Source organism: Streptomyces sp. NPDC058274 (assembly GCF_042881375.1).
Lineage (GTDB): Bacteria > Actinomycetota > Actinomycetes > Streptomycetales > Streptomycetaceae > Streptomyces.
In genome coordinates this window covers 115,786-130,760 of the sequence record NZ_JBHVXW010000015.1, presented here as the reverse complement: position 1 = coordinate 130,760, position 14,975 = coordinate 115,786, and the positions used below count along the sequence as shown (strand labels likewise).

The window sequence follows — 14,975 nt, the reverse complement described above, 5'->3', positions numbered from 1 at the left end:
ACGCTTGGGCTTTGCCCTGTCTCCTCCGTGCGGTCGGAGGCCGGGTGGCGGAATCGGGCTGCGGCCGGCGCCCGGCGCTCCCGGTGGATGTCCGCCGGGCGCCGGGCGCGACCATCCGCGCGGCTCGGTGCGGCGCGGAGCGTTCCTCGTCACGGAGCCGACTGCGGGCAGCCGCCTCCTCACCGGACTCCCTGCGGTCAGGCCGACTGTTTGAGTTCCGCTCGGCCGAACAACAGGGCGTAGCCGGGCGGGAGTTGGTGCAGGATGCGGTCGGTGAGGTCGTCGCCGACCAGCTGGGGCAGGACGCTCAGCACCGAGCTGACGTCCCAGCGGGCCGTGGCCGGGGTCGCGCCCGGGATACGCGGGGCGACACTCTCCACGAACTCCGCGGCGGTCAGCTTCCGGGTGGCCGGCACCCGGGAGGCGATCAGGAGTGCCGCCTCTTCGGGGAGCCGGCGCACGAGATCGACGCGTTCGTCGCCGACCACGTGGGGCCCGAGGGCCGACAGTACGACGCGGGTGCGTCGCTCGGCCTCCGCCGCTGTGGGGTACTGGCCGAACCGCCTGACCAGTTCCACCAGTTCGCGCCATCTCGTCGGGCCCGTCGAGGCCACGGGCAGCGCCGACCTGAACGGCGCCGACGTCATCGTCCTCACCGCGGCCCCAGTCACCCCCGTACTCGTACCGGCACTCGTACTCACCAGGGTCTTGTTCAGCGTTTTCATCGGGTGGTCTCCTCCGTGGACCGTTTCCGGCGGTGGCCGTGCGCCGCCCCGCGGGTCGGCATGCGCGCCCGCGGGGGCGGCGGGGCCGGAGTGGGCGCCGGTCAGCCGTTGAGCTGCCTGGGCTTGCTGCCGCCGGTGATCTGGATACGGCGGGGCTTGGCCTGTTCGGCCACGGGAATGCGCAGCGTCAGGACCCCGGCGTCGTACGAGGCGTCGATGCGCTCCGTGTCGAGGGTCTCCCCGAGGAACAGCTGACGGGTGAAGGCTCCCGTGGGGCGCTCCGACACGATCATCTCCGCGCCCTCGGGGGCGGGAGAACGGCGCTCGGCATGCACGTTCAGGACGTTGCGCTCGACGTCCAGGGCGATCGTCTCGGGATCGATGCCGGGGAGGTCGAAGTGGACGACGAAATCGTCACCGGCGCGGTAGGCGTCCATCTGCATCGCGGCTGGGCGGGCGGCGCCGAAGACCTGCTGCGTGAGTCGGTCGAATTCACGGAAGGGATCGGTGCGCATGAGCATCACAGGTCACTCCTTTCATCTGCTGGTGGGTGCGATGCCCCCTACGGCTTCTTATATAGCTCGGAGGAGGAAAATTGACAAGCCTCGACTCAAGCACGGGCTCGACCGACTCGACCGAATAGGCAGGCAGGACTGATACCAGGACCGAAGACGCAGGACCGAAGACGCAGGATCGACGCAGGATCGACGCAGGATCGACGCAGGATCGAATACACAGCAGGCGTACGGCAGTGCGTGCACGGATGGGCACGGATGGGCACGGATGGGCAATGCGCGGTGAGGGTGCCCGTCGTAGGGTGCCCGTCGTCCGGGCGACCGGCCGGCCGCGTTAGCCTCGGTTCGTTCGACAGACGGAGCAGCGGGAGGCAGCGATGGCGAAGGTACCTGCGGCGGCGGTGGCCGCGAGTGGGCTCATCGGTGGGTACGGCGTGGCCCGCTGGACCAGGAAGCGGCCGCTCGGCGGGGCGGTGCTGGCCGTCGCCGGGGCCGCGGCCGCGCAGCAGTGGCGGCAGCAGGCCGGCGGGAAGGCCGCGGGGGCGCTGAGCGTCGCGTACGTCGCCGCCTTCGCCGGGTCCCATCCGCTGGCCAAGAAGGTGGGCGCCTGGCCCGCGGTGTTCGGTGTCGCCGGCGCGGTGGCGCTCGCCTCATGGGTCGTGGCCGACCGCAACGCCTAGCCCTGGCACCGGCCAGCCATGCCCCGGCCCGGAGCCCGGGGCCCGGAGCCACCGGAGCCACCGGAGCCACCGGAGCCACCGGCACAGTGAGCCCCCGCCCCCCGGACCGCCCGGCGTCGGCCACCGTCACCGTCACGGCCACCGTCACGGTCACGGTCACCGTCACCGTCCTGATGGTCACCCCGCCGGGGTCGTTCACGACCGGGGCTTAGGATCCCGCTCATGTACGGACAGCATGAGCAGGCGGGGGCCTCCCAGGCCTACCTGGCCTCGTTGGAGGGCCGCTTGACGGCCGATGGATGCGCCACGCGATGGGAGGACTGGAACGGAGTGCCCGTGCTCGTGGGGCGGCGGGCCGATTTCCGGATGCGCTGGATGGCGACGAAGCTGCATCTGTTCACCGTGGCCGCGGCCGTTCCGGAGATAACCGTCGCGACTGTCTCGGCCTTCACCGACCAGGTGACGAAGTACGCCAAGGACCACAAGGGCGGTCTGCCGGTCGGCCTGCAGAACGGGATCGGCGCCTTCCCCGTCCTGGTCAGCGATCGGGTCGACCCGGCCGCGGTGCACTGGGCCGAGGAGCAGCAGCGCCTCAAGTTCGCCTGCATGACACGGCCCGTCGTGGTCGACAGCGGCCGCCAGTACGTGGGCATGTACCGCGGGAAGCCGGCGCTCGGCCGCGTCTACGCCTCGCACTTCATCGAGAAGGGCACCGCGTACTTCTACGGCCCCTGAGCCGACGGGACGCGTAAGCGAGCCCCGCGGGACACCCGCCCAACGGAACGCCTAAGCGAGCCCCGCGGGAGACCCAGCCGGACGCCGTAAGCCGCCGCCGCGGGACGCCCACGGCGCCCACGGCGCCCAAAGGGTAACGGCTCAGCCCCCCGCCCGCCCCCGGTGCCCCAGCACATTCACCACCCGCCCGTTCGGATCCCGTACGAAGAAGCGTCGTACGCCCCACTCCTCGTCGCGCAGGCCCCGTACGATCTCCGCGCCCGCGGCGAGCAGTCGGGCGTGGACCGCGTCGACGTCCTCGACCTCCACGCTGAGGTCGGGGACGACCGGGGCGGTCCGCTCCTCGGTGAGGAAACTGATCTGGGCGGTGGGGTTGGCGGGTGAGGCGAGGGTCATGACCCAGCCCTGGTTCATGACCTCCTCGAAGCCCAGCAGGCCGTAGAAGTCGCGGTTCTCCCCCATCGCCTGCTCGGACTCGACGTGGATGTCCGGAACGATCCTGCGGACAGTCATGGAGAGCGGCTCCTCACACGTCACGGACCCGGGCCGGGCCGGCACCGGGACTCCTCGGCACCCGTCACAGACTCAAGCGAGCACGAGCACGAGTCATACGTCCACGACGTCATACGTCCACGAGTCATACGTCACAGACGCGGGTCAGTACGAATTCCTCGTCGGCCAAGTCCGCCAAGTCTGCCCTGAACTGCCGTGCCACCGCCGCCACTACGAGGACCGCGGCCGCGATCAGGAGCGTGCAGAACGCCCATGCCAGGGGCCACGCCGACGCGAACCCGTCCGGCGGCCCGGGGTGGGTGCGCAGGGAGACGTACATCAGGGCCGCCGAAGGCACCGCCACCAGCAGCAGCGGCCAGGCGAGCGCGTCCCGGCGGCCGAAGTAGGCGGCCAGCAGGAGCAGGGCGACGGCGAGCAGCAGGACGCCGACGCCGGTCACCGGGGTCGTCTCCTGTACGGAGTCCGCGCTCTGGACGCGGTTGCGCAGATCCCAGGGGAGGCAGAGGAGATACGCCGCCGCGGCGAGGGCGGCGCCGAGTGCGCGCGTCAGCCAGCGTTCCGGCCAGGGGCGCGTCCGCAGGGGGCTCAACAGCTTCTCGGTCATACCTGCGAGCGTCCCGCGGGCGGCGGGAGGCCGACAGAGTACGCGTACTCAGACCGGCCGCCCGCCTGCTTCACCCTCGCGGCTTCAGGTCGCCGGCGCCGAGGCCGGCCCCGGCGGCTTCCCCGATGACTTCGCCACGGACAGCGGGGTGGCGATGTCCTCCAGGGACCGGCGTTCCGCGTTCACCGCGAAGACCGCGGCGACCAGCCCCGCCGCGCACATCAGCCCCGCGCCGATCTGGAAGGCGAGCACCGTGTCGCCGACCACGCCGGACTCGGTGAGGTCCGCGAAGACGAGCGGGCCGCTGATACCGCCGGCGGCGGTGCCGAGCGCGTAGAAGAAGGCGATGGCCATGGCCCGGGTCTCCATCGGGAAGATCTCCGAGACCGTCAGATAGGCGCTGGAGGCGCCTGCCGAGGCGAAGAACAGCACCACGCACCAGCAGGCCGTCAGCGTCGTCGCGCTGAGCGAGCCGCGGTCGAAGAGCCAGGCGGTGCCGAACAGCAGGATGCCGGAGAGCAGATAGGTCGAGGAGATCATGATGCGCCGACCGACCGTGTCGAAGAGCTTGCCGAGCAGCAGCGGGCCGATGAAGTTGCCGGCGGCGATGACGGCGAAGTAGTAGCCGGTGCGGTCGGAGGGCACGTCGTAGAACTTGGTGAGGATGGCGCCGAAACCGAAGGTGATCGCGTTGTAGAGGAACGCCTGGCCGATGAAGAGCGAGAGGCCGAGGGTGGCCCGCTTCGGGTAGCGCCCGAAGACGGTCTTGGCGATCAGGCCGAAGCCGATGCTCTTGCGCTGTTCGATGGTGATCTCACGGTCCGGCTGCGGCAGCGGTTCGCCCTTCTCCTCCTCGATCTCGCGTTCCACGGAGGAGACCAGCTCGTCGGCCTCCTCGCCGCGGCCGTGGATGAACTGCCAGCGCGGGCTCTCCGGGACGTGCCGCCTGACCAGCAGGATGACCAGGCCCAGTACGACGCCGAGGGCGAAGGTCAGCCGCCAGCCGAGGTCCTTGGGGAAGATGCTGGTGTTCAGCATCACGACGGACAGCAGGGCACCGCCGATCGCGCCCAGCCAGTAGCTGCCGTTGATGATCAGGTCGACCCGGCCGCGGTACTTCGACGGGATCAGCTCGTCGATCGCCGAGTTGATGGCCGCGTACTCGCCGCCGATGCCGAAGCCGGTGAGGAAGCGGAAGGTGAAGAACCACCAGGGCGAGAAGGACAGCGCGGTCAGGGCCGTCGCCGCGAGATAGACCACGAGGGTGACCATGAACAGCTTTTTGCGGCCGAAGCGGTCGGTCAGCCAGCCGAAGAACAGCGCGCCCGCGCAGGCCCCCGCCACGTACAGGGCCGCCGCGAGACCCGTGACCTGTGCGGAGGAGACGGCAAGACCGCTGCCCTCCTCGGAGAGGCGGCTGGCGATGTTGCCGACGGTGGTGACTTCCAGACCGTCCAGGATCCACACGGTGCCCAGGCCGATCACGATCATCCAGTGCCAGCGGGACCACGGCAGCCGGTCGAGGCGGGCCGGTACGGCGGTGGTGACGGTTCCCGTGGCGGCGGGCACAGAGGCCGGCGTATCGGATGCTGTCATGGCTCCCTCTCCGTTGAGTGACCCGTGGGTGACCTCATCCAGAGTGCCCTGATCCGCGCGTCCCACGCCCGGCGAGCGGCGTGTCCGCACGGCCCCCGGCGGACGGGGACCGCAGCCCACAGGGGTTCAGCCGCCGGCCCGGGAAATCACGCTCCCAGCGCTCGCGACACCACGTAGATGAGCAGTCCGGCCAGCGAGCCCACCACCGTGCCGTTGATCCGGATGAACTGCAGATCACGGCCGATGTGGGCCTCGATCTTCTTCGTCGTGTGCTCGGCGTCCCAGCCCGCGACGGTGTCGGTGATCAGGGAGGTGATCTCGTCGCGGTACGTCGTCACGACGTACACCGCCGCGCCCTCGACCCAGCCGTCGACCTTGTCCTGGAGCTTGGGCTCGGTGGCCATGCGGGCGCCGAGGGACAGCAGGGAGGCCCGCACCCGCAGCCGCAGCTCGCTGCGCTCGTCCTCGGCGGCGGAGACGATCATGGACCGTACGGCCGTCCAGGCGGAGGCGATCAGGTCCTGGACCTCGCCGCGGCCGAGAACCTCGCCCTTGAGGCGCTCCACGCGGGCCCGGGTGTCGGTGTCGGACTGCAGGTCGGTGGCGAAGTCGGTGAGGAAGCGGTCGAGGGCGCCGCGGGCCGGGTGCGCGGGCGCGTCGCGCATCTCGGTGACGAAGCGGAGCAGTTCCTTGTAGACGCGCTCGCCGACCCGCTTGTCGACGAACCGCGGGGTCCAGCCGGGGGCGCCGCCCTGTACGGCGTCCATCACGGAGTCGCCGTGCTCGACCAGCCAGTCGTGGGCGCGGACGCAGATCAGGTCGACGACCCGGCGGTGACCGCCGTCGGCGACGATCTTCTCCAGCATCTTCCCGATGCCGGGCGCGACCTCCTGGGCGTCGGCGCGCCGGGTGATGGCCTCTCCGACGACCGCCTGGACGTCGGAGTCGCGCAGCACCGTCAGGGCGCCCCGCAGCGCGGTGGCCAGCTCGGCGGTCACCCGGTCGGCGTGCTCCGGTTCGGCGAGCCAGGCCCCGAGGCGGCTGCTGATGCCGACGGCGCGCAGCCGCTGCCGTACGACGTCCTGGGAGAGGAAGTTCTCGCCGACGAACTCGCCGAGGGAGATGCCCAGTTGGTCCTTCTTCGTGGGGATGATCGCCGTGTGCGGGATCGGCAGGCCGAGCGGGTGACGGAAGAGGGCGGTGACGGCGAACCAGTCGGCGAGCGCGCCGACCATGCCGGCCTCGGCGGCCGCGGCGACGTAGTCCGCCCAGGCACCCGCGCCTTCGCTGGACGCCCACTTGGCGAGTACGTAGACGACGGCGACCAGCAGCAGCAGGCCGGTCGCCGTGGTCTTCATCCGGCGGACGCCGCGGCGCTTCTCCTCGTCGGCGGGGCTGAAGGAGGTCATGGCGCGGTTCGGGGCCGTCGCGCCGCGCGCGGGGCCGGGTGGGCCGGGAGCCGTCGTCGTGCGGTTCACGGCGGCGTCCGGCCGGGCATGCTGCCCTTCGGGGCCCTCTTCTTCCGGTTTCGTACGTTCCATCCGCTCCACCCGTTCGGTGACCTAGTACACATTGTCCCTTCCTGACCGACTCATGGAACGGAACAGGAGTTCCCGGCGTCTGTCCGGACGGGAGTTCGTCGGGGGACCTTGGGGGTCTTTTCGGTGTTCTTCCTCCCCATGACGCATCATGGGGTCATCACATCGGAGCCTCGGGCTCCCATCGCCCGAGGAGTCACACACCGCATGACCAAGCGTCACGCCGGGGGTGCGGGGGTGTCCCCCGCAAGGCACGGCGCCTTGCTGGCGGCGATCGTTGCCGTGATCGTCGTCTTCTCCGCCGCCATATACGTCGGTGCCTCCACCGATGGGGGCGGCGGCCGGACGGACATCGCCGGCGGCCGCACCCCGCACAATCCGGCCGCCCCGGCGTCCACCGGCGCCTGGGTCGGCTCATGGTCGGCCTCCCCGGCCGGCGCCGAACCGGGCACCGAGACGAACGGCATGGCGGGCCGTTCCGTACGCAACGTCGTGCACGCGAGTGTCGGTGGTACGAGTGCCCGCATCACGCTGTCCAATCTCTACGGACAGCAGCCGCTCAGCATCACGCACGCCACGCTCGCCGTCGCGGCGGCCACGAACAACCCCGCCGCGGCGACCGGCACCATGCGCCGGCTGACCTTCGGCGGCAACGTCTCGGTGATCATCCCGGCGGGCCGGCAGGTGCTCAGCGACGCCGTACAGATCACGGTCCCGCGGGGCAGCGACATCCTCGTCACCACGTACTCCCCCACCCCGTCGGGTCCGGTCACCTACCACCCGCAGGCACGGCAGATGTCGTACACGGCCGAGGGCGAGCGCACGGAGGACGTCAGCGGCACGCCCTACACCGCGCAGACGCCGTACTGGCGCTATCTGACCGCGCTCGATGTGCTGAGCAACGAATCGGTCGGCACGGTCGTCGCGATCGGCGACTCGCTGACCGACGGTGTGACCTCGACCGTGGGCGCCAACAAGCGCTGGACGGACGTGCTTTCGGAGCGGCTGCGGAACGCGGCCGGCTCGCGTGACGTGCCGCGCTACAGCATCGTGAACCAGGGCATCAGCGGCAACCAGGTGCTGGCCGCGGGCCTCGGCCGGCCCGCGGAGAACCCGAGCGGCCTGTCCCGTTTCGAGCGTGACGTCCTCGGCCGTACGAACGTGAAGGCCGTCGTCATCGACCTCGGCGTCAACGACATCCTGCGCAACCCGGGCCGGGCCGACCCCGACCGGATCGTCGCCGGGCTGCGCACGCTGGTCCAGCAGGCGCACGCGCGCGGGCTGCGCGTCGTCGGCGCCACGCTGATGCCCTTCCAGGGCCACCGCGGCTACCGGACCGACCGCGAGGCGGTCCGCGAGGCCGTCAACGCGCGGATCCGGTCGGGCCAGGTGTACGACGCCGTGGCCGACTTCGACCGGGCACTGCGCGACCCGTACAACCCGCGCCGGCTGCGCGCCGACTACGACTCGGGCGACCATCTCCACCCGAGCGACAAGGGCTACCAGCGGATGGCGGACGTGTTCGACCTTCAGAGCCTGAAGGGAGCGGCTCCGGCGGAGCTGTGACGGGGGGTCAGGAGGCCCAGGACGCCCAGGAGATCCAGCAGATCCAGGCGGCGGTACAGTCCCGCCGCCGGGTTCCGCGGTCCACTCCCGCCGTCTGGTCCCGCCGCCTCGTCCCACTCCCGGGTCCCGCCGTCCAGCCCCACTGGCTCGTCCCGCTGCCGCGTTCCGCCGTCCACGCCCTGCGGCTCCGCCGTGATCGACCGGACAGGTCCTAGTCCCGCCGCCGGCGCTCGTCGCGGCGGGCCTCCCGGCGTTCCCGGTGCTGTTCGCGGCGCTCCGCGTGCCGCTCCCGGCGCTCCTCGTGCCGCTCGCGCGCGAGGTCGCGGCGCTCCTCCCGCTCCCCGCCGCGTGCGTCGTACACGTCGTCGTCGAGGGCGTTCAGGTCGCCGCGGCCCGATCCGTAGATCTCCCGGCGGGCCTCCTTGCGCTCCAGCTTCTGCCGGCGGCGCTCCTCCTTCAGGCGCAGGCGTTCGGCGCGGGGCAGCTTGCGCTCGACGCCGACACCGCCCCAGAACGCGAAGCCGGTGACGATCACGCGCGGGGCGCCCGGGTCCCCCGGGACGCCGTCCTCGCGGTGGTCGAAGCCGCCCATGATGCCGATGCCGCGGACGACGACCTCGACGCCGGGCGGCACCACGATGTTCATCCCGCCCATGACCGCGATGCAGTTGAAGACGACCTCGCGGTCCGCGAAGTCCGCGTCGCGCAGGTCGATGTCCCCGCCACCCATGAACGAGAAGGAGGTGAAGCGGCGCGGCGCGGTCCAGCGGCCCTTGCGCTCGAACCCCGACAGGATCGCCACCCCCCACGAGGACGAGCCCTCGCCGCCGACGATCCGCTCACCCCAACTCCCGCTCACGGCAGGCGACTTGACCATGGACACAGGGGCGACGGCCGCCGCGCCCGGCAGATCGCGGGTGATCGGCGCCAGCTCCCCGTACGTACGCGCCGCGTACGTGGCCTCCAGCCGCTCCTCGAACTCCGCCATGTCGAGACGGCCCTCGGCGACGGCGTCCCGCAGCTGCTCGGCGACTCGTTCACGATCGGCGTCGGAGGCGCGCAGCTCCGGGCTCGGCAGACCGGGGGCCCGCGGCACCGGCAGCTCGTCGTCGTTTCCCCGGGAAGGCTCGGCGTCCGTCATGAAAGCAGCCTACGAGGTCGCCTTCTCCGCGTACATCTTCGCGATGACCGCCTCGATGTCGGGCTCCCGCACCGACAGATCGACCAGCGGATAGTCCGCCGCGATCCGCGCCACCAGCGGAGCCGCCGATTCCGCGGCCGGGAAGGCGAGCCACTGCCGCGGCCCCTCCACCCTGACCACCCGCGCCGACTCGATCTCGATCGGCGCCAGCTCCCGCTCCAGGTCCACGACCAGGGTCCGCTCGCTCTCCCCCACCTCGTGCAGCCCGGCCAGCGGGCCGTCGTACATCAGCCGCCCGTGGTCGATGACCATCACGCGCCGGCACAGCTGCTCGATGTCGGTGAGGTCGTGCGTGGTCAGCAGCACGGTCGTGCCGCGCTCGGCGTTCAGATCCCGCAGGAACTCCCGGACCTTGGCCTTGGAGACCACGTCGAGGCCGATCGTCGGCTCGTCGAGGTAGAGCACCTCGGGGTCGTGCAGCAGCGCGGCCGCGATGTCGCCGCGCATCCGCTGGCCGAGGGAGAGCTGCCGCACCGGCACGTCCAACAGGGCGTGCAGCTCGAGGAGTTCGACGCACCGCTCGAGATTCGCCCGGTAACGGGCGTCGGGGATGCGGTACATGCGGTGCATCAGCCGGTACGAGTCGATCAGCGGGAGGTCCCACCACAGCGTCGTACGCTGCCCGAAGACGACCCCGATGCGCTGCGCGAGGCGGGTCCGCTCGCGGGACGGGTCGATGCCCGCGACCCGCAGCCGGCCGCCGCTCGGGGTGAGGATCCCGGTCAGCATCTTGATGGTGGTCGACTTGCCCGCGCCGTTCGGGCCGATGTAGCCGACCATCTCACCGCGCGCCACGGTGAAGGAGAGACCGTCGACCGCCCGGACCTGCCGCCGCTCGCTGCGCAGGAAGCCGGTCTTCCTGCGCACGTCGAAGACCTTCTCGACGCCGTCGAGCTCGATGAAGGCACCAACCTGGTCTGTTTCCAAGCGAGTTCAGCTCCCTGTACTGCGATATGAACGAAGTCCGGCCCGCCAGGCCAGCCCCGCGAGCGCACAGCAGCCGGCGGCCACCAGCGGCGGGGCGAAGGCGGCCCACGTCGGCAGGTCCAGCGGATAGGGCCGCCCCAGCACATACAGCGCGGGCAGCCAGTTGACGAAGGCCAGCGGCAGCACGAAGGTCACCCCGCGCACCAGGTCCTTGGCGAAGACGGTCGGCGGGTACTGCAGGAGCGTGTTGCCGCCGTACGTGAAGGAGTTCTGCACCTCGGAGGCGTCCTGCGCCACGAACTGGAAGGCCCCGCCCGCCACGAACACGGCTCCGAAGATCGCCCCGCCGCTGACCAGCATCAGCGGGATCATCAGCACCTTGAGCGGGCTCCACGCGATGTCGAGCGCGCCGATCGCGTATCCGAGGACGAGCAGGCCCTGGGTGATCCGGCCCAGTCGGCGCAGTGCGAAACGGTCAGCGGCGACCTGCGCGAGCACCGGCGCGGGGCGCACCAGCAGGGTGTCGAGCGTGCCGTCGCGCACCCGCCGGCCCAACCGGTCCATCGAGCCGAGGGCCAGGTCCGCGAGCCCGAACGCGGCGGCCGAGACGCCGTACAGGAAGGCGACTTCGGGCAGGGTGTAGCCGCCGAGCCGGTCGATCTGCGAGAACATCAGCATGATGGCGACGAAGTCGAGCGCGGTCGCCGTGAAGTTGCCGAAGGCGGTCATCAGGAAGGACGCGCGGTAGGCCATCGTGGAGCGGATCCACATGGCGGCGATCATGCGGTAGGCGCGCAGTCCGTCGCACACCCGGGCGTACGCCCCCTGCCGTTCGGCCGGCCGGCCGGCCACCCGCGCCCGCCCGCCCGCCGCGGTGCCACCCGCGCCGGCTGGTCCTTCGTACCGGGGCTCGTCCTCCCGCACGGGGCTAGCCACCCTGCACCACCACCCTCCGTGTGGCCACCGACTGCACCAGCCGTCCGGCGGCGAGCAGCGCGAGCGCCCAGGCCGCCTGGCGGGCGTACGTGCCCAGCGGGTCGGCCGTGCCGAGCAGCACGTCCACGGGCGCCTGGATCAGCGACGCCCAGGGCAGGGCCCGCACGACCTCGCCGAGCACGCCCGGGAAGACGTTCAGCGGCAGCACCATCCCCGAGCAGAAGAGCCCCGCGATCCACGCGATCTGCGCCACGCCCGCCCCGTCGAGGAGCCAGAACGCCGCCAGCGCCACCAGATAGCGGATCGAGAAACTGACCAGCACCCCGAGCGCGACCGCGACCAGGAACGCGACCCAGGTCAGCGCGTCGGCAGGCAGCGCGAGGTCGAAGAAGACCGCCCCGAACACCAGCGGCACGACCCCGCGCCCCAGCAGATGGAACAGCGCCCGGCCCGCGTCCTGCGCCAGCCACCACAGCTGGAGGTCGGCGGGCCGGTACAGGTCGATCGCGATGTCACCCGTACGGATGCGCTCGATCAGCTCGTCCTCGAAGCCGCCGCCCATCACGGACACCACCATGAGCAGCGCCTGGCCGAGCCACACATAGGTGAGCGCCTGCGCCTGGTCGTAGCCCCCGAGGTGCGGTTTGACGTCCCACAGCGCGATGAAGACGTACGCCATGATCAGCCCGAAGACGGTGTTGGTGAAGACCCCCGCCGCCGTGGCCATCCGATAGGTGGCGTGCCGCCAAAACCCGCTCATCGCGACGGCCGCGTACAACCGTCCAGTCCCCACGAGACCGCCCCTTCCGCCACGCCGGACCAAAGCGCAGGAGCCTAGCCCGCCGGTGACGCCGCGTGCCAGGCATTTTTCCCGCGGGACGCGTGCCGAGGTCAGGGAACGGAACGCATGGTGCGACAGTCTTCAAGAGGGGGCGCAGAAGGCGTACGAGGGCGTACGGGAACGTACGACGCGAAACGGGAGTCCGGGCAGACAGATGAGCGACGAGCCGAAGCCGCAGGAGAACAGCCAGGGCTGGGCCCCTCGGGACCCGGGGCCGGCGCACGCTCCGGCACCGGAACCCGGAGCGGCACCACCCGCGGCGGCGCCGGGCAAGCCCGGCAAGAAGCAGAAGCGCAGGCGCACCGGCTGGCGCCGGCTGGTCCCGACCTGGCGGATGGTGCTCGGCACCTTCATCGGCCTGATCCTGCTGCTGGTCGGCCTCTTCGCCCTCGGCTACTACCTCGTCCAGATCCCGCCCGCGAACGCCGCCGCGACCAAGCAGAGCAACGTGTACCTGTACGCGGACGGCAGCGAACTCGTCCGCGACGGCGAGGTCAACCGCGAGAACGTGACGCTCGCGCAGATCGCCAAGGGCACCCAGCACTCCGTACTCGCCGCCGAGGACCGGGACTTCTACACCGAGTCGGCCGTCGACCCCAAGGCGATGATCCGCGCGGCCTGGAACACCGTCACCGGCAAGGGCAAGCAGTCCGGTTCGACGATCACCCAGCAGTACGTGAAGAACTACTACCTCGGCCAGGAGCAGACGGTCACCCGGAAGGTGAAGGAGTTCTTCATCTCCATCAAGCTGGACCGCGAGAAGAGCAAGGACGACATCCTCGAGGGCTACCTCAATACCAGCTACTTCGGCCGCAACGCGTACGGCATCCAGGCCGCCGCGCAGGCCTACTACGGCGTCGACGCGACGGACCTGTCGACCGGCCAGGGCGCGTATCTGGCGGCGCTGCTCAACGCACCCAGCGAGTACGACGTGATCGCCCACCCCGAGAACAAGTCGGCGGCCCTGGCCCGCTGGAACTACGTGCTCGACGGCATGGTCAAGAAGAAGTGGCTGACCCAGGCCGCACGGGACAAGGTCAAGTTCCCCGAGCCCAAGCAGACGGTCACCGCGGCCGGCATGTCCGGGCAGCGCGGCTACCTGCTGAAGGCCGTGAACGACTATCTGGTCGAGAACAGGATCATCGACGAGGACACCCTCAACACCGGCGGCTACCGCATCACGACCACCCTGCAGAAGAGCAAGCAGGACGCCTTCGTGCAGGCGGTCGACGACCAGGTCATGAACGAACTCGACAAGAAGGACCGCAAGGTCGACAACTACGTCCGCGCGGGCGGCGTCTCCATCGACCCCGCGAGCGGCAAGGTCGTCGCGATGTACGGCGGCATCGACTACACCAAGCAGTACGTCAACAACGCCACCCGCCGCGACTACCAGGTCGGCTCCACCTTCAAGCCCTACGTGTTCGCCTCGGCCGTGCAGAACGACTCCGAGACCCAGGACGGCCGCACGATCACCCCGAACACGATCTACGACGGCACCGACAAACGGCCCGTGCAGGGCTGGAACGGCGGTCCGTACGCGCCCGAGAACGAGGACAACGTCTCCTACGGCCCGATCACCGTACGCACCGCCACCGACAAGTCGGTCAACGCGGTCTACGCGCAGATGGCCGTCGACGTCGGCCCGGACAAGGTCAAGCAGACGGCCATCGACCTCGGCATCCCGTCCGACACCCCCGACCTGACGGCCACCCCCTCCATCGCGCTCGGCCCGGCCACGGCCAGCGTCCTCGACATGGCGCAGGCCTACGCGACGCTTGCCAACCACGGCAGGCACGGCACGTACACCCTCGTCGAGAAGATCAGCAAGGACGGCGCGGCGGACGTGAAGCTGCCCGCGCAGAACACCAAGCAGGCCGTCAGCCGGGAGGCCGCCGACACGACGACCGCGATCCTGCAGAGCGTCGTCGAGGGCGGCACGGGTACGGCCGCCCAGGCCGCCGGCCGCCCCGCCGCGGGCAAGACCGGCACCGCCGAGAACGACCAGGCGGCATGGTTCGCGGGCTACACCCCCGACCTCGCCACGGTGGTCTCCGTGATGGGCCAGGACCCCGACACCGGCAGCCACAAGTCGCTGTACGGCGCGCTCGGCCAGCCCCGCATCAACGGCGGCGCCTACCCCGCGCAGATCTGGGCCCAGTACACGAAGGCGGCCCTGAAGGGCACCCCGGCCAAGGAGTTCGACCTGGAGCTGCAGCCGGGCGCGGAGGAGCAGCAGCCCCCCACCAACGAACCCAGCGACCAGCCCTCCGGCCCGGGCGGCCAGGACAACGGCGGCACGACGACCACGGGCGGCACGACCACCACCGGCGGGACGAGCAACGGCGGCACCACCACCGACGGCGGCACGACGAACGGCGGCACCACCACGGACGGCGGGACGACAACGGACGGCGGGACGACGGACGGGGGCACCACCACCGACGGGGGCACCACCACCGACGGCGGGACCACCGACGGCGGCACCACCACCGACGGGGGCACCACGGACGGCGGCGGGACGACCGACGGCGGCACCACGGGCACGACCACCGCGGGACCCCTCAGCCGCCCCTCGCACCGGCGCCCCTAGGTTCT

Annotated in this window: 15 protein-coding genes; 5 read left to right on the top strand and 10 right to left on the bottom strand. The window is 71.0% G+C overall.

The genetic code is table 11. From position 1 onward, the window contains the following. Nucleotides 1–197: 197 nt before the first annotated feature. Both ACFVYF_RS26365 and ACFVYF_RS26360 read right to left on the bottom strand, forming a co-directional pair. Nucleotides 198–647, bottom strand: coding sequence for a DUF2267 domain-containing protein (locus ACFVYF_RS26365; RefSeq protein WP_389459338.1), 450 nt, complete (start codon nucleotides 645–647; stop codon nucleotides 198–200). Between the two features lie 179 nt (nucleotides 648–826). Then, nucleotides 827–1,246, bottom strand: a complete 420-nt coding sequence (locus ACFVYF_RS26360; protein ID WP_389459212.1) for an Hsp20/alpha crystallin family protein — start codon at nucleotides 1,244–1,246, stop codon at nucleotides 827–829. 371 nt (nucleotides 1,247–1,617) lie between these two features. Here ACFVYF_RS26360 and ACFVYF_RS26355 point away from each other — a divergent pair, with 371 nt between their 5' ends. From ACFVYF_RS26355 to ACFVYF_RS26345, 3 genes are all read left to right on the top strand, one after another. Next, complete coding sequence (locus ACFVYF_RS26355) at nucleotides 1,618–1,920, top strand: hypothetical protein (RefSeq protein WP_383284973.1); 303 nt, start codon at nucleotides 1,618–1,620, stop codon at nucleotides 1,918–1,920. Nucleotides 1,921–2,006: 86 nt separating this feature from the next. Continuing rightward, entirely contained in the window at nucleotides 2,007–2,132 is a 126-nt protein-coding gene (locus tag ACFVYF_RS26350) for a hypothetical protein (RefSeq protein ID WP_389459210.1), read from the top strand. Between the two features lie 10 nt (nucleotides 2,133–2,142). Continuing rightward, nucleotides 2,143–2,655, top strand: a complete 513-nt coding sequence (locus ACFVYF_RS26345; protein WP_389459209.1) for a levansucrase — start codon at nucleotides 2,143–2,145, stop codon at nucleotides 2,653–2,655. A 141-nt stretch (nucleotides 2,656–2,796) separates the two neighbouring features. Here ACFVYF_RS26345 and ACFVYF_RS26340 read toward each other — a convergent pair whose 3' ends face one another. The 4 genes from ACFVYF_RS26340 to ACFVYF_RS26325 form a co-directional block, all read right to left on the bottom strand. Then, a complete protein-coding gene (locus ACFVYF_RS26340; protein ID WP_389459207.1) occupies nucleotides 2,797–3,168 on the bottom strand; it encodes a VOC family protein in 372 nt (123 codons plus the stop codon). Between the two features lie 124 nt (nucleotides 3,169–3,292). Beyond that, nucleotides 3,293–3,772, bottom strand: a complete 480-nt coding sequence (locus tag ACFVYF_RS26335) for a hypothetical protein (RefSeq protein ID WP_389459205.1) — start codon at nucleotides 3,770–3,772, stop codon at nucleotides 3,293–3,295. Between the two features lie 84 nt (nucleotides 3,773–3,856). Continuing rightward, a complete protein-coding gene (locus tag ACFVYF_RS26330; RefSeq protein WP_389459203.1) occupies nucleotides 3,857–5,368 on the bottom strand; it encodes an MFS transporter in 1,512 nt (503 codons plus the stop codon). A 146-nt stretch (nucleotides 5,369–5,514) separates the two neighbouring features. After that, nucleotides 5,515–6,909: a DUF445 domain-containing protein gene (locus ACFVYF_RS26325; protein WP_389459201.1), complete on the bottom strand. Its 1,395-nt coding sequence runs from the start codon at nucleotides 6,907–6,909 to the stop codon at nucleotides 5,515–5,517. Between the two features lie 204 nt (nucleotides 6,910–7,113). Here ACFVYF_RS26325 and ACFVYF_RS26320 point away from each other — a divergent pair, with 204 nt between their 5' ends. Beyond that, entirely contained in the window at nucleotides 7,114–8,472 is a 1,359-nt protein-coding gene (locus ACFVYF_RS26320) for an SGNH/GDSL hydrolase family protein (RefSeq protein WP_389459199.1), read from the top strand. A 211-nt stretch (nucleotides 8,473–8,683) separates the two neighbouring features. Here the strand turns inward: ACFVYF_RS26320 and ACFVYF_RS26315 are convergent, their stop codons facing one another. The 4 genes from ACFVYF_RS26315 to ACFVYF_RS26300 are packed head-to-tail and all read right to left on the bottom strand — an operon-like array spanning nucleotide 8,684 to nucleotide 12,296. Next, nucleotides 8,684–9,613 carry a DUF1707 domain-containing protein gene (locus tag ACFVYF_RS26315; protein ID WP_389459197.1) on the bottom strand — a complete coding sequence of 310 codons (930 nt, stop codon included), beginning with the start codon at nucleotides 9,611–9,613 and terminating at the stop codon, nucleotides 8,684–8,686. A gap of 9 nt (nucleotides 9,614–9,622) precedes the next feature. Beyond that, nucleotides 9,623–10,600, bottom strand: coding sequence for an ATP-binding cassette domain-containing protein (locus ACFVYF_RS26310; RefSeq protein ID WP_389459195.1), 978 nt, complete (start codon nucleotides 10,598–10,600; stop codon nucleotides 9,623–9,625). A 6-nt stretch (nucleotides 10,601–10,606) separates the two neighbouring features. Then, complete coding sequence (locus ACFVYF_RS26305; protein ID WP_389459193.1) at nucleotides 10,607–11,536, bottom strand: ABC transporter permease; 930 nt, start codon at nucleotides 11,534–11,536, stop codon at nucleotides 10,607–10,609. Continuing rightward, the gene (locus ACFVYF_RS26300; RefSeq protein WP_389459336.1) at nucleotides 11,529–12,296 is read right to left on the bottom strand and encodes an ABC transporter permease; all 768 of its coding nucleotides are present in this window, start codon (nucleotides 12,294–12,296) and stop codon (nucleotides 11,529–11,531) included. Before ACFVYF_RS26300 ends, ACFVYF_RS26305 begins: the two co-directional genes overlap by 8 nt. A gap of 235 nt (nucleotides 12,297–12,531) precedes the next feature. On the opposite strand from ACFVYF_RS26300, the gene ACFVYF_RS26295 reads away from it, so the two are divergent. Continuing rightward, nucleotides 12,532–14,970 carry a transglycosylase domain-containing protein gene (locus ACFVYF_RS26295; protein WP_389459192.1) on the top strand — a complete coding sequence of 813 codons (2,439 nt, stop codon included), beginning with the start codon at nucleotides 12,532–12,534 and terminating at the stop codon, nucleotides 14,968–14,970. Nucleotides 14,971–14,975: the final 5 nt, after the last annotated feature.

What these genes read in the sequence shown, in the direction of transcription:
- ACFVYF_RS26365 (WP_389459338.1), bottom strand. Translation starts at nt 647, where the DNA reads ATGACGTCGGCGCCGTTCAGGTCGGCGCTGCCCGTGGCCTCGACGGGC.
- ACFVYF_RS26360 (WP_389459212.1), bottom strand. Translation starts at nt 1,246, where the DNA reads ATGCTCATGCGCACCGATCCCTTCCGTGAATTCGACCGACTCACGCAG.
- ACFVYF_RS26355 (WP_383284973.1), top strand. Translation starts at nt 1,618, where the DNA reads ATGGCGAAGGTACCTGCGGCGGCGGTGGCCGCGAGTGGGCTCATCGGT.
- ACFVYF_RS26345 (WP_389459209.1), top strand. Translation starts at nt 2,143, where the DNA reads ATGTACGGACAGCATGAGCAGGCGGGGGCCTCCCAGGCCTACCTGGCC.
- ACFVYF_RS26340 (WP_389459207.1), bottom strand. Translation starts at nt 3,168, where the DNA reads ATGACTGTCCGCAGGATCGTTCCGGACATCCACGTCGAGTCCGAGCAG.
- ACFVYF_RS26335 (WP_389459205.1), bottom strand. Translation starts at nt 3,772, where the DNA reads ATGACCGAGAAGCTGTTGAGCCCCCTGCGGACGCGCCCCTGGCCGGAA.
- ACFVYF_RS26330 (WP_389459203.1), bottom strand. Translation starts at nt 5,368, where the DNA reads ATGACAGCATCCGATACGCCGGCCTCTGTGCCCGCCGCCACGGGAACC.
- ACFVYF_RS26325 (WP_389459201.1), bottom strand. Translation starts at nt 6,909, where the DNA reads ATGGAACGTACGAAACCGGAAGAAGAGGGCCCCGAAGGGCAGCATGCC.
- ACFVYF_RS26320 (WP_389459199.1), top strand. Translation starts at nt 7,114, where the DNA reads ATGACCAAGCGTCACGCCGGGGGTGCGGGGGTGTCCCCCGCAAGGCAC.
- ACFVYF_RS26315 (WP_389459197.1), bottom strand. Translation starts at nt 9,613, where the DNA reads ATGACGGACGCCGAGCCTTCCCGGGGAAACGACGACGAGCTGCCGGTG.
- ACFVYF_RS26300 (WP_389459336.1), bottom strand. Translation starts at nt 12,296, where the DNA reads ATGAGCGGGTTTTGGCGGCACGCCACCTATCGGATGGCCACGGCGGCG.
- ACFVYF_RS26295 (WP_389459192.1), top strand. Translation starts at nt 12,532, where the DNA reads ATGAGCGACGAGCCGAAGCCGCAGGAGAACAGCCAGGGCTGGGCCCCT.